11 protein-coding genes are annotated in these 14377 nt (G+C 58.2%); 10 read left to right on the forward strand and 1 reads right to left on the reverse strand.

Annotated features, from left to right (window positions below; all coding sequences use genetic code 11):
* Positions 1 to 26: 26 nt before the first annotated feature.
* Positions 27 to 2153 (reverse strand): TonB-dependent siderophore receptor, encoded by a 2127-nt coding sequence (locus tag POR16_RS13980; RefSeq protein ID WP_005893934.1) that lies wholly within the window; start codon positions 2151 to 2153, stop codon positions 27 to 29.
* A 188-nt stretch (positions 2154 to 2341) separates the two neighbouring features.
* On the opposite strand from POR16_RS13980, the gene pncA reads away from it, so the two are divergent.
* From pncA to POR16_RS14030, 10 genes are all read left to right on the forward strand, one after another.
* Positions 2342 to 2986 (forward strand): bifunctional nicotinamidase/pyrazinamidase, encoded by a 645-nt coding sequence (pncA, locus tag POR16_RS13985; protein WP_005893933.1) that lies wholly within the window; start codon positions 2342 to 2344, stop codon positions 2984 to 2986.
* Positions 2987 to 3125: 139 nt separating this feature from the next.
* Complete coding sequence (locus POR16_RS13990; RefSeq protein WP_005893931.1) at positions 3126 to 4061, forward strand: formate/nitrite transporter family protein; 936 nt, start codon at positions 3126 to 3128, stop codon at positions 4059 to 4061.
* A gap of 86 nt (positions 4062 to 4147) precedes the next feature.
* The gene (locus tag POR16_RS13995) at positions 4148 to 4831 is read left to right on the forward strand and encodes a response regulator transcription factor (RefSeq protein ID WP_005893930.1); all 684 of its coding nucleotides are present in this window, start codon (positions 4148 to 4150) and stop codon (positions 4829 to 4831) included.
* Positions 4809 to 6206, forward strand: coding sequence for a sensor histidine kinase (locus tag POR16_RS14000; protein ID WP_024669436.1), 1398 nt, complete (start codon positions 4809 to 4811; stop codon positions 6204 to 6206). Before POR16_RS13995 ends, POR16_RS14000 begins: the two co-directional genes overlap by 23 nt.
* A 222-nt stretch (positions 6207 to 6428) precedes the next feature.
* Positions 6429 to 6674, forward strand: coding sequence for a hypothetical protein (locus POR16_RS14005; RefSeq protein ID WP_144106521.1), 246 nt, complete (start codon positions 6429 to 6431; stop codon positions 6672 to 6674).
* Between the two features lie 106 nt (positions 6675 to 6780).
* Complete coding sequence (locus POR16_RS14010; RefSeq protein ID WP_024669437.1) at positions 6781 to 7644, forward strand: alpha/beta fold hydrolase; 864 nt, start codon at positions 6781 to 6783, stop codon at positions 7642 to 7644.
* Positions 7645 to 7754: 110 nt separating this feature from the next.
* Entirely contained in the window at positions 7755 to 8945 is a 1191-nt protein-coding gene (locus POR16_RS14015; protein WP_051126737.1) for an efflux RND transporter periplasmic adaptor subunit, read from the forward strand.
* Positions 8942 to 11977, forward strand: coding sequence for an efflux RND transporter permease subunit (locus POR16_RS14020; protein WP_122381176.1), 3036 nt, complete (start codon positions 8942 to 8944; stop codon positions 11975 to 11977). Before POR16_RS14015 ends, POR16_RS14020 begins: the two co-directional genes overlap by 4 nt.
* Positions 11978 to 12194: 217 nt before the next feature.
* Positions 12195 to 13391 (forward strand): MFS transporter, encoded by a 1197-nt coding sequence (locus tag POR16_RS14025; RefSeq protein ID WP_024669440.1) that lies wholly within the window; start codon positions 12195 to 12197, stop codon positions 13389 to 13391.
* A gap of 226 nt (positions 13392 to 13617) precedes the next feature.
* Complete coding sequence (locus POR16_RS14030; RefSeq protein WP_005893919.1) at positions 13618 to 14364, forward strand: hypothetical protein; 747 nt, start codon at positions 13618 to 13620, stop codon at positions 14362 to 14364.
* The last annotated feature ends 13 nt before the right edge of the window (positions 14365 to 14377 follow it).

A 14377-nucleotide genomic window follows, 5' to 3' on the forward strand; every position in this document is an offset into this window, starting at 1 on the left:
TATACAAGAAGCATATACGTGCAGCATCACAACGTATAAGCGACTCCCACCTGCACCGTTCGCGGGGCTCCCGGATAGGCGTAGACGTTACCGAACGCGCCTTCTTCGTACTCAGTATTGAACACGTTCTTCAAGTCGAGATTCAGCTTCACGTGCTGATTGACCTTGTAATAAGCCAGCAGGTCGAAAACGGTGTAGCTGTCCATCGAGAAGGCGACATTGGCGGTACGACCAGCACGCTGGTCGACGTAACGTCCGCCAGCGCCAAGCCCCAGGCGACGCAAGGCACCGTCCTGAAATTCGTAGACATTGAGCAGGCTGAAGGTCTGTTCGGGGATGTTCATCAGCCGTGTGCCGGGGCGCAGCGTGTTGTCCTTGGTCACTTCGGCATCGACATAGGCGTAGCTGCCCATCATCCGCCACTCGGGGGTCAGGTTGCCGACCATGTTGAGGTCAAGACCACGACTGCGCACTTCGCCTGCCGCCACGCTGAATGTGGAATCTACCGGGTCGGTGGTCAGCACGTTGCGTTTCTCGATCTGGTAGACCGCTGCATCGACACTCAATTGCCCGTCCAGCGCCTCCCATTTGGTGCCGATCTCGTAAGACTTGCCTTCTTCCGGCTTGAATCCGCCACCCAGACGGCTGGCACCGCTGTTGGGTTTGAACGAGCGTGCCGTGTTGGCATAAACCGCGACGGTGTCGGTCAGGTCATAGCTGAGGCCAATGCGTGGCGTGACCGCATTATCACTGGCTGTCCAGCTGCTGGTGCCGGGCAGGAATGAATCGTAATCGTGCTCGAAACGCTCCAGACGTACGCCTCCCAGCAGCTTCAGGCGCTCGGTCAACGCCACCTGGTCCTGCACGAAAGCCGCCCAGGTTTTCAGGTTTTCCTTGTCATGGGTGGTGGTTCGGGTCAGCGCAGGCCGAGCCTGCCCATAGACCGGGTTGAAAATGTCGATGGGGTAGGCACTGACCGCGCCACTGGAGCGCTGGATGATCGACTTGTAGTCGTAGTCTTCGTATTCGACCCCGGTCAGCAAGGTGTGGTCGAAGCCGCCAGCAGAAAAATACCCGGTAAGGTTCAGTTGCACGTCGCGGTCGGTCCACTCCAGCTTGCGATAGTTGAAGTTGCGTCCGAGGGTGCGACCGTCGGCAGCCAGGCCGTTGGCCTCGATGGCATCGCCCTGCAGCGAGCCGTCGAGTATCTGCACGCCGCCGCCCAGCTTCCAGTCGGCGTTCAGGTCGTGATCGAAGCGCAGCTGCGCCATGTTGTTGTCATTGTGCAGCTTGCCCACGCTCTTCTCGCCAAAGAAAGTGTCTCGAGAAGCGGTGCTCGTCTGGTTGGCATAGCGCGTCAGGCCCCGATCCAGCGGCGCGTTGTTGCGCATGAAATCCCCCTCGAAGGTGATGCGGGTCGCGTCGTTGACCTGCCAGCTCAATACGGGTGCCACGCCATAGCGCTCGGTTTCGACGTGATCCCGGAAGGTGTCACCACCCTCGCCCACGACGTTCAGGCGATAAGCGAAGCGCCCTTCATCATCCAGCGGGCCAGAAGCGTCCAGTGTGCCGCGCTTCATGCCCTGGTCATTGAGCTGGCTGCCCAGTGTGACCTTGGGCTCGCTGAGCGGTTGTTTCGACACTACGTTGAAAGTACCGCCGGGATCGCCACGGCCATACAGTGTGGTCGCCGGACCGCGCAGCACTTCAAGACGCTCGATGCTGTTGGCATCAGGCATGTTCGGGTAACCCCGGTTGATCGGGAAGCCGTTGCGGTAGAACTCGCCGGTGGTGAAGCCGCGAACGGTGAACGTCGTCAGGCCCTGCCCACCGAAATTGTTGGCCCGACCGACCCCGCCGGCATAGTCGAGCGCATCCTGCAGACGCGTGGAGCCGATGTCCTCTACCGCATCACGGGTCATGACGCTGACGGACTGCGGCGTTTCATGCAAAGAGGTGTCGGTACGTGTTGCGCTGGCAGAGCGCGTGGCGCGATAACCTTCCACCGGCCCCTGCGCCGTATCGGCGCTGGCCGTACTCTGGATGTCGATGTTCTGCAATTCCAGTGAAGGTTGACCGGCAGTGGGCTGCTCGGCCCAGGCGTTTTGAGATATGGCCTGAATGATACAAAGAGAAACGAGAGTACGACGCATTGAGGTGCTGCCCTTGGCAAGAAACCAGGCCTCTTGGGACCCAGCAGGATTTTTTTGCGAATAGTACAGATTCGCATTAACACTTGATACAAAATCCCTTATTCCCTTTTCCATGCTGCCTGCCTCGCTTAGCCAACACAGGCGCAAACAGGCAAACTGACGCTTACGCCCTGACGAGAGAACCGACCATGCTCCTTTCCGACAAGCCTGCTGACCCTCGCTGCGCCTTGCTGGTGATCGACATGCAATACGACTTCATGCCCGGCGGGCAACTGGCCGTGGCTGATGGCGATGCCTTGTTGCCATTGATAAACTGTCTGGGCAGCCGCTTTACGAGGGTGATCATCACTCAGGATTGGCACCCGGCCGGGCATATCTCCTTTGCGTCCAGCCACGCGCAACGCACGCCGTTCGAGAGCATCACCCTGCCCTACGGCCTGCAAACCCTCTGGCCGGACCACTGCGTGCAAGGCAGCCACGGTGCGCAATTGCATGCAGCGCTTGATCTGCCTCACGCACAATTGATCCTGCGCAAGGGCTGCAATGCGCATATCGACAGTTATTCGGCTTTTCTGGAAGCCGATCGCACGACTTCTACGGGGCTCGCGGGTTATCTGAAAGAACGTGGCATCGACACATTGTTCGTGGTCGGCCTGGCGCTGGATTTCTGCGTTGCGTGGTCGGCGCAGGATGCACGCAGTGCCGGTTTCAATACGTACGTGGTTGAAGACGCCTGTCGCGCCATCGACATGAACGGCTCGCTGGAGCACGCATGGAAGACCCTTCTGGGCATCGGCGTAGAGCGTGTACAAAGCGCCCATTTGCTGGGCTAGCACCGACAATTTGCCAACTCGCGCATACAATTCTCGATGTGCAAGAGCGGCAGCGAACGACGGCGCGCCGCACCTGTCTGAAGCATCGGACTGACGCCGCCTGCGCAGGACCATTCATCACTGGCGCTGAGGACGTTGTATGGACCACGAAGTAGACGGCAAGACCCCCGGCCTTTCCGCCGAGGAAGAGCGCGAGATTGACGAGAACCAGCCGCCTCGTGCAGCGGTGTTGCACGAGACGATCCGTATTCAGGGCGATCACGAGCTTGAGCGCAGTGTGGCCGCATTGTGGTGGTCGGCGCTGGCAGCGGGTCTGACCATGGGGTTGTCATTGATGGCGATGGGGCTGCTCAACTCCCGTCTCGAGGGCATTAGCGGCAGTCATGTCATCAGCAGCCTGGGCTATTCGGCAGGCTTTCTGGCGGTCATTCTGGCGCGCCAGCAGTTGTTCACTGAAAACACGATCACTGCCGTATTGCCCATCATGAGCAAATTCAATCTGGCCAACATAGGCCGTTTGTTTCGCCTGTGGGGTGTGGTGCTTGGCGGCAACCTGGTCGGCACGTTGCTGGTCGCCTACGTGATGCTCAATCTGCCAATTTTCGATGCCAGCACAGACAAGGCGTTTCTGGAGATAGGCCACAAAGTCATGGAAAACGATGTCGCCCAGATGTTTTCCAAGGGCATCGTGTCGGGCTGGATGATTGCGACCATGGTCTGGATGATTGCCTCCATGGAAAAAGCCAAGATCGCGATCATTGTGCTTATTACCTACCTCATGGCGCTCGGAGACTTCACTCACATCGTGGTGGGCTCGGCGGAAGTGTCCTATCTGGTGTTTGCAGGAGAATTGGGCTGGGGGGACTTTTGGTTGACCTTTGCAGCGCCGACACTGGCAGGCAATATCATCGGTGGCAGCTTCATTTTCGCGCTGATCAGCCACGCGCAGATTCGCAGCGAAAAGGACACCACCGCGCGAATGGAGCGCGACCGCAAGAACAAGGCAGAAAAAATTCGTTTGCAGAAGGCGCAACAGCTCAAGGACGCAGATGCCGGGGCAAAGAAAGAGATATGATCCCTGTCATTAAACTTTCTTTCAGAAACGGCGCCTTCTTTTAAAGGCAGAATGACGCTTTGAACGCACTTATTCAGGCAGGGACCATGACCCGAATTCTGGCAATCGAAGATGATGCCATCACCGCCAAGGAAATCGTCACCGAACTCAACAGCCACGGGTTGGAAGTAGATTGGGTCGATAACGGTCGTGATGGCCTGGCGCGTGCAGTGAGTGGCGACTACGACCTCATAACCCTGGATCGCATGCTGCCGGAGATGGATGGCCTGACCATCGTCACCCACTTGCGCGCCCAGGGTATCTCCACGCCGATTCTGATGATCAGCGCGTTGTCCGATGTGGACGAACGTGTACGCGGATTGCGTGCCGGAGGTGATGACTACCTGCCAAAGCCATTCGCTTCGGACGAGATGGCGGCGCGCGTCGAGGTGCTGTTGCGTCGCAGCAACCCGGTCAGCGCGGCGAAGACCGTGCTGCAGGTAGCCGATCTTGAACTCAATCTGATCACCCGGGAAGCCTGCCGTGGCGGCGAACCACTGATCCTGCTGCCTACCGAGTTCAAACTGCTGGAATTTCTGATGCGCAACAGCGGACAGATCATTACCCGAATGATGATCTTCCAGGAAGTCTGGGGCTATCACTTCGATCCGGGCACCAACCTGATCGACGTCCACATTGGCCGTCTGCGCAAAAAGATCGACCAACCCGGCACCGCACAGCTTATTCAGACCGTGCGAGGATCGGGTTATGTCATTGCCGAACCCGTCTAAGGGCTGGCGATCTTCAACAAGCCGTCTGCTGGCGCTGTACAGCTCTCTCTTCGTTGCCTGGAGCGTCATCCTTCTGGGCGTTCTGTACTGGGAAGTCACTTCCTATCTGGACACCCTCGCCCGCCAGTCACTGACCCATCGCCAGCAGCTGTTCTCGCGGTTCGAGGGGCAGGCGCTGGAGGATGCGCTGGCCACCAGCATGACCTTCGATTCGCGCTCGGTGGATGCCTATGGGCTGTTCGACGAAAACTTTCGACCGGTCGCCGGCCCCATCAGCAGCGTGCCGAGCAACCTGCCCATTGATGGCCAGATTCACGTCCTGAACGATTGCATCGAATCGGATGACCCTGGCATGCCGGAGGGCAGCTGCGACGCCATCGTCAACCGGACTTCGGATGGCCGCTGGCTGGTGCTGGTACGCGAGAATGGCTCGCTGTTTGCGGTGAGCACATTGATCCTGCACGCGTTGCTGTGGGGTATATCGCTGACCATCATCCCCGGGGTCGCTGGCTGGCATCTGCTGCGGCGCCGCCCTTTGCGGCGCATCCGGGCTATTCAGGCCAGCGCCGAATCGATCATCGCAGGCGACATGGCCGGGCGCCTGCCGGTGTCCAACAGGCGTGACGAGCTGGACATGCTGGCGGTGATCGTTAACGCGATGCTTGACCGGATCGAAAAGCTCATGAATGAGGTCAAGGGTGTCTGCGACAATATCGCCCACGACCTGCGCACCCCGCTCACTCGCCTGCGAGCTCAGCTGTATCGAATCCAGCAGCAATCTGCGCACGATTCGACCCACGCCACCCAGATCGCTCAGGTCATCGGCGAGGCAGATACGCTGATGGCGCGTTTCCGGGGGCTGTTGCGCATTTCCGAGCTTGAGGACCGTCAGAGACGCTCCGCATTTATCGAGCTGGAACTCCAGCCGCTATTGCAGGAGCTGCATGATTTTTATCTGCCACTGGCAGAGGAAGATCAGATCACGCTGCTGCTGGAACTGCGAGACCCGCTGCCGACGCTTGTGGGCGATCGTGCGCTGTTGTTTGAAGCACTGACCAACCTGCTGGGCAACGCCATCAAGTTCACCCCTGCCGGCGGCATCGTGAAAATCAGCGCATTCCCCGACAAGCAAGGCAATACACCCTGCATTGAAGTACAGGATTCGGGGCCTGGCATCCCGGTCGCTGAACGAGCAGCGGTCTTTCAACGCTTTTATCGCAGCGAAGCCAGCAACGAGCAAAGCGGCTTCGGCCTCGGTTTGTCCGTCGTCGCGGCCATCGTCAATCTGCATGGCTTTACGCTGCAAATAGGCACCAGCGAGTACGGGGGCGCCAGCCTGCTGCTGGAATGTCGTACGGCCAACACCCTCAACTGAGACGCCGAAACGCAAGGTTCGCATGAAAGCTGCCGCTCACCTGCGGCACGTCTCTCCCAAAGTCCAGATCAAATCACACATGCCCTATGAGGCGTATTCCTCAAGACAACCCTGCGCCTGCTTTTTGACGAGCTTAACGCGTCTGGCTCAGGGGTTTCAGAGCTTTGGTTATTAATCTGACGCACAATGCCAAGCGCTAAATTGTAACTTAATGTTTCAAGAATGGCGTCGCTTGACCGTTTCAGCACGGACAAGTTCCGACCAGAAATTGCGCTTTTCTGCCTCGATACTGACTTTTTCCCCGAACAACCCCCATTGCCCGATCAATCAGCGAAATTCGGTTTAGGGATCCAAACGTCAGGCACGCCTTATTTTTTTGACGCCAGCGGCTTGTCGGCATACTGGCACTGCGTTATTTATAGCCGGGCAAACAAGGTTCCTGCGCAACTGCATGCGCTGCACCCATAACAATAACTCATCGGATTCGCCACTTATCAGGCGAGGCACTGGCATGGCCGCCAGAGCAGAGAAACGCTGGACTAATCGTAGGATCGACATCGGCTGGGAGGCTGTCATGGGCGCACAATCAAAGATTTTAAGCGTGGGTAACTACAAGGTTTACACCGAGACTTACTGGAAGAGCAGCGATGCCAAGACCATCTTGCTGGTCAATGGTGCGTTGTCTACCACAGGCTCTTTCGGGCAGACGGTCAAGTACCTGCAGCCTCACTACAACCTCGTGCTGTTCGACCTGCCGTTCTCGGGGCAATCACGGGCGCACAACCCGGACGAGATGATCGTCAGCAAGGAAGATGAAGTACACATCCTCCTTCAACTGATTGACCTGTATCAGGTCAATTACCTGCTGTCCGTGTCATGGGGCGGCGTTTCAGCGCTGCTGGCGCTTGCTGAATGCCCTCCATCCGTGGAGAAGGCGATCATCAGTTCGTTCTCGCCGGTGCTCAACGCGCCCATGCTCGACTACATCGACAAGGCTCAGGTCTACCTTGCAGCGCGCGAAAAACGCAAGATCGGCTCGCTGTTGAACGACACCGTGGGCAAACACCTGCCGCGCCTTTTCAAACTCTATAACTACAAACACCTGATCAGTCTTGCTGAACACGAATACGGCCAGATCGACTTTCATATCAGCCAGATCCGGAAACTAAGCGCCAGTAACTACGTCGAGCGTTTTTCCTCGATCGATATTCCGGTGCTGTTCATCAATGGTGAAAAAGATGAATACACCACTGTTGAAGACGCTCGTATGTTTTCCAACTACATCGCCAAAAGCAGCTTCAATGTCGTACCGGACACTGGGCACTTTCTGGACCTGGAAAGCAAAGCAGCCTGGCATCACTCGCAAAAGACTGCACTGAGCTTTCTGGGCACCGAAGTCAGCCAGCAGGTTTGGCCCAGTATTCCCGCAATGGCATGAAACACCTTCGTCAGTGCCGGGACAGCTCATCGGCTTTCCCGGTCTGACGCTGTGATGCATGGACGCTGTTTTACCTGACTGGGCAGTGCTATTAGTTGATTACTTTTTCTATCGCGGCGCCTTTGCGCTCGTTCTGCTGTGCGCCCATAACTTCCCGGTCGCTCCCCTTTCCGTTCTTCCGGTTACTCGCTGTGCCGGGCCTCATCTCGCTGCTCTCGCTCAGTGCTTGCTCCGCAGGCAAACCTGCTGATAAGGCGCTGGTGCGGGTCGAGGTGCAGCCAGTCGTCTCGGTGGATGTCGTCAGCAGTGTGGCGCTCACAGGTGATATCCAGGCTCGTAAAGTGACCGAGCAGTCGTTTCGCGTGTCAGGCAAGCTGGTCGAACGTTATGTGGACGTCGGCGACCGGGTCCGGGCCCATCAAGTGCTCGCCAGGCTGGACCCGCGTGAACAAAAGACCCAACTGGCATCAGCCAGTGCCGACGTAGCCATACGCGAATCCCGGCTACGCCTGGCTGAGCAGAATTACCAGCGTCAGCAGACCCTGCTCCCCAAAGGCTATACCAGTCTCAGCGAACATCAGAAAGCACACTCGAACCTGGAGAGCGCACGCGCAGATCTGGCAGCGTTGCAGGCGCAACTCGCCAACGCACGTGAGCAAGTGGGTTACACAGAGCTGTTCGCGGTGGCAGATGGCGTCATCACAGCGCGTCATGCTGAAGAAGGCCAGGTGGTACAGGCTGCCGCTCCGGTTTTCAGCCTTGCCCACGATGGAAAGCGCGAGGCGGTATTTTCCGCGTATGAATCACTGCTGGATGCGGATCAGGCTGGGCGCGAGGTCACGATTACAGCGCTCGGCCAGCCCGGTATTTCCTTTATCGGCACCATCAGAGAGATCACGCCCATCGTTTCCGCCACCAACGGCACGCTGCGTGTACGCGTCGCCTTACCGGACGATGCCGTTGCTCCCTCGCTGGGCACGGCGGTACGCGCACAGGTGCAGACGCACCCGCAGCCGGCAGTCGCCCTGCCCTGGTCGGCACTGAGCCGCACACAGGGACAGCCAGCCGTCTGGCGAGTAGATGCACAGGCGAAGGTCGCTTTGGTCCGCGTTAAGGTGCTGCGTTATGAACAAGGTCAGGTGGTGATTTCCGAAGGGTTGTCGGAAGGCGATCGCGTGGTCTCCAGGGGCCTGCAGTTTCTTTACCCCGGCCAACAGGTTGAAGTGGTGGAGCGCGCGTCGACCGAGAAAACCCTCTCGCCCGGGCAGAAGACTGGTCTGCAGCGAGAGGTCAGTTTGTGAGGGAGCGCTTCAATCTTTCGGCCTGGGGGCTCAAACACCGCACGCTGGTCTGGTACATGATGTTCGTTTCACTGCTGATGGGCAGTTGGTCATTCCTGAATCTGGGGCGCGAAGAGGACCCGTCGTTTGCCATCAAGACCATGGTCATCCAGGCTCGCTGGCCCGGCGCAACGTTGCCTGACACGCTGCTGCAAGTCACCGATCGGCTGGAAAAGAAGCTTGAGGAAATCGACGCTCTGGACTACGTCAAAAGCTACACGCTGGCGGGTGAATCGACAATTTTCGTGTTCCTGAAAAGTGAGACCCGCAGCGTCGACATCCCGGCGGCGTGGTATCAGGTGCGCAAGAAAATCAGCGACGTGCGCGCCGAGTTGCCCAGCGGCATTCAGGGGCCGGCTTTCAACGACGAGTTCGGTGATGTATTCGGCAGTATCTACGCGTTCACTACCGACGGACTGTCGTTTCGCCAGCTGCGGGATTATGTCGAGCAGGTACGCGCCGACATCCGCAGCGTGCCCAATCTGGGCAAGATCGAATTGCTCGGTGCCCAGCGCGAAATCATTTACCTGAATTTCTCGACCCGCAAGCTGGCAGCGCTGGGGATTGATCAACGTCAGGTGCTGCAAAGCCTGCAAGCGCAAAACTCGGTCACGCCGGCTGGCGTGATGGAGGCGGGTCCGGAAAGGATCGCGGTGCGGGCGAGCGGTCAGTTCAAGAGTGAAGAAGACCTGCAAGCGGTTAATTTACGCCTCGGCGACCGGTTCTTTCGCCTCAGCGATCTGGCAACCATCGAGCGTCGCTATGCTGACCCGCCCTCCTCGCTGTTCCGCTTCAACGGTCAACCTGCCATCGGCCTTGCGGTGGCCATGAAGCAAGGTGGCAATATCCAGACATTCGGCACGCAATTACAGCAACGCATCGATGACCTGAGCGCAGAACTGCCGCTAGGGATCGACGTGCATCTGGTGTCCAGCCAGGCCGAGGTGGTCGAGAAAGCCATCGGCGGTTTCACCCATGCGCTGTTCGAAGCGATCCTGATCGTATTGGTGGTCAGTTTCATCAGCCTCGGCATTCGTGCCGGGCTGGTAGTGGCCTGCTCGATACCGCTGGTGCTCGCGCTGGTGTTCGTGTTCATGGAGTACAGCGGCATCACCATGCAGCGTATTTCGCTTGGCGCACTGATCATCGCCCTCGGGTTGCTGGTGGATGACGCCATGATCACGGTAGAAATGATGGTCACACGGCTCGAGAGCGGAGACTCATTGCCTCAGGCCGCAACATTCGCCTACACATCGACCGCATTCCCGATGCTTACCGGCACGCTGGTGACGGTTGCCGGTTTCGTGCCCATCGGCCTGAACTCCAGTTCGGCAGGCGAGTACGTCTTTACCATGTTCGCGGTGATCGCAGTAGCCTTGCTGCTGTCCTGGCTGGTGGCAGTGCTGTTTGCGCCGCTGATCGGTGTGCACATTCTCAAGGCGTCGGCACGACACGCCGAACCGGGGCGCTGGATGCGAGGTTTCAGCCGTCTGCTGATCAAGACCCTTGAGCACCGAGGGTGGGTGATCGGGTTGACCGTACTGCTGTTCATTGGCTCGTTGTTCGCGGCCAGATTGCTGCAGAACCAGTTCTTCCCGGACTCCGACCGACCGGAAATCCTCGTGGACATCTACATGCCACAAAACGGTTCCATCGAAGGCACCCGCCAGACCATGGACCGTTTTGAAGCGACGCTCAAGCAGGATCCCGATGTGCTGCGCTGGAGCTCCTATGTCGGCAAAGGTGCGGTGCGTTTCTACCTGCCGCTGGATCAGCAATTGAGCAATCCGTTTTATGGGCAACTGGTGATCGTCAGCCAGAGTGGCGAAGTGCGCGACCGTCTGATCGAACGTTTGCGCCAACGCTTTCGTGATGATTACGTCGGTGTGGGCGGTTATGTGCAGCCCTTGAACATGGGCCCGCCAGTCGGCTGGCCGGTGCAATATCGGGTCAGCGGTCCGGACATCGAGCAAGTGCGCAGCCAGGCCATGGCGCTTGCCGCCATTCTGGATGCAAACCCCAATATCGGTCAGGTGATCTACGACTGGAACGAGCCGGGCAAAGTACTGAAGATCGACATCGCTCAAGACAAAATACGTCAGTTTGATCTGTCCTCGGAAGACGTGGCGCAGATCCTCAATAGCCTGGTAACGGGCACTGCCATTACCCAGGTACGTGACAGCACCTACCTGATTGATCTGGTGGGACGCGCCGACAGCGACGAGCGCAGTTCGATAGACACCCTCCGCAACCTGCAGATTCCGACGCCGGATGGTTCGACCATACCGCTACTGGCGTTTGCCACCCTCAGTTATGAGCAGGAACAGCCTTTAGTCTGGCGTCGCGACCGACTGCCGACTATTACCCTGAAAGCCAGCGTACTCGGCAAGTTGCAACCGGCTGCACTGGTGAAGCAATTGAAACCCGAAGTCGATGCCTTCAGCGCCCGCCTCCCCCTGCGTTATTCGATCGCCACAGGCGGTGCGGTAGAAGCCAGCGCACGCTCGCAAGGGCCCATTCTGAAGGTCGTGCCGCTGATGCTGTTATTGGTAGTGAGCTTCTTGATGATCCAGTTGCACAGCGTTAAAAAGCTTCTGCTGGTGGTCAGTGTGGTGCCGCTGGGGCTGATAGGGGTAGTCGCCGCCCTGCTGATTTCCGGCTATCCGCTGGGCTTCGTGGCGATTCTCGGGGTGCTGGCATTGATCGGCATCATTATCCGCAACTCAGTGATTCTGGTGACCCAGATCGACGAGTTCATCGCCGCTGGCGAAAGCGCCTGGTCATCAGTGGTCAAGGCCACCGAACACCGTTGTCGACCGATCATGCTGACCGCAGCGGCTGCCAGCCTGGGCATGATCCCGATCGCCCGCGAAGTGTTCTGGGGCCCAATGGCGATCGCCATGATCGGCGGCATCGCCATCGCGACCCTGCTCACCCTGTTTTTTCTGCCGGCGCTGTATGTGGTGAGTTATGGGATCAAGCAGCCGGCCTGATGGAAGAAGGACGAAAATCCTGCTCATCACGTATCTCGTAACAGCCTTGCCACGTAACAGCCCATCTCCACCCATCACTCGCAGAAATATCCTGTATCAACTCGCCGTGCCTACTTAATCCCTGACAAAAACGTTAGCCTGCTCGCCATCAATCACACAACCGCCTGACACAGACGTCCCGGACATCTGACAGGCCTGCGCCCAAGCGAGATTTTACATGCCTCACGCATCCCGACCCGCGCACAATGCGATGACAATGACTCCGGCCATGGTGATGCTGTTCGCGTTCTGCTGTGGCGCGATTGTTGCCAACATTTACTATGCCCAGCCGATTATCGAGCTGATTGCCCCGGACATCGGGTTGTCGAGTACAGCGGCCAGTCTGATCGTTTCGTTGACGCAGATCGGTTATGCGCTGGGCTTGTTCTTTCTGGTGCCGCTGGGCGATTTGCTGGAGAACCGGCGGTTGATGCTGATCACCACCGTGGTTGCGGTTCTCAGCCTGCTGGGCGCGGCTTTTGCCGAACAACCAAACCTGTTTCTGCTGGTGTCGTTGCTGGTGGGGTTCAGTTCTGTGTCGGTGCAAATGCTGATCCCACTGGCAGCGCACCTTGCGCCCGAGGAGTCTCGAGGCCGTGTGGTCGGCGGGATCATGGGCGGGCTGCTGTTGGGGATTCTACTGGCACGGCCCATTGCCAGCCTGGTGGCGGATCATTTCGGCTGGCGTGCAGTATTCGGCTCGGCGGCAGTGATCATGATAGGTATCAGCGTAGTGCTTGCGACTACCATGCCCAAGCGCCTGCCGGACCATCGTGCGTCCTACGGCCAGTTGTTGTTCTCGCTCTGGACTCTGCTGCGTACCCAACCGGTACTGCGTCAGCGCGCCTTTTACCAAGCGTGCATGTTCGCGACGTTCAGCCTGTTCTGGACGGCTGTGCCACTGGAACTGTCGCGCAACCACGGGCTGTCGCAAACGCAGATTGCCATCTTCGCCCTGATCGGCGCGATCGGCGCAATCGCTGCCCCCATCAGTGGTCGCCTGGCAGACGCCGGCTATACCCGCATAGCCTCACTGGGCGCGCTATTGCTCGGCGCTCTGAGTTTTCTCCCGGGCCTGGTTCACCCTGCCTACAGCGTGATCGGCCTGGCAATCACGGGCGTGGTCCTGGATTTCTGCGTACAGACCAGCATGGTCCTGGGTCAGCGCACTGTCTACGCCCTGGATGCGGCCAGTCGCAGCCGGCTCAATGCGCTGTACATGACCAGCATCTTCATCGGCGGCGCTATTGGCTCAGCGGTGGCCAGCCCGCTATTCGACCATGGCGGATGGGCTTGGGTGCTGATCGCAGGCACGGTACTGCCGCTGATTGCGTTGCTGGCGTTTCTCAGGGATCGATCAAGGCAGAATGCGTAAACGCTGCACTTTGTGACTGATTTGCAGGATAATGCCGCGGCGGTTGCATAGCCAATCGCCCTTCTGGCTCTCTCTCGCACCTTTAGGCTCGCGTATCCGGCACCTCTGGATAAGCGCGATTGAACACGGATTGTACAGACGCCTCATCCCAAGGCCCCCAACCCGCCGATGTGCTGTTCAAGCGCATCGGTAAGCACCTCCGCAACCCGAACAAGGCAAAACAGCAATGGACGCAGCACCACGAACAAGCAAAATTTCCGCGATTTTCGCCAAGATATCGCTCGGCATCAGCGGCATGATCGGGGTCATCTGGAGCATCTTCACCTACCTCTTCCCGGACCCGGCCATTCTTGGCCTCAGCGTCGACTTCATCAACTGGAAGACGCTGATAATCATTGTCAGCGCGATCATGTTGTTCAGCGGGCTGGGTATCGCAATCCTCGCCAGGAAGCTGCCTGCGGTACTCAAGCTTGGCGTCTGGTTGGCGCTGGCGTTGTTTCTGTGTGCAGTTTTTTTCAAGTTGGGCGGTGAATACGCCAAGCCTTCGCTCGAATTCGCCCGCAGTCAGAAGCTGTTCGTCGAGAATGACAACGCCAACATGTTCGGCAAACGATCCGAGACCGTCGACAACCTCAGCGTGGAATTGCTTGATTGCGATCAGAACGGCCAGTCGCCTACCTGTACCCTCGAACTGATCAACAAGAGTGCAGACCGCGACTTCCGTTTTCTCACTCCAATAAGCCTGTTTGAGGAAACCGGCGGCGCACTGGGTCTGTCGCAACTGCGCGTTGGCGATGCCAAGTACGACCGTTGGGACAGTTTCCAGTTAATCCGCAACGTCCCTACCCGCGTGACGCTGATCTTTGAAGCGACCAAGGGCCGGATCAAGCAATCACCTGCTTTGAAGCTGACCTTCCGTGATCGCGAGAACAAAGACAACGTACTCAAGTTCAACGAGGTCAAGGTCAATTAGTTAACCGTGAATG

This window comes from Pseudomonas coronafaciens pv. oryzae str. 1_6 (genome assembly GCF_000156995.2).
Classification (GTDB): Bacteria; Pseudomonadota; Gammaproteobacteria; order Pseudomonadales; family Pseudomonadaceae; genus Aquipseudomonas; species Aquipseudomonas tremae.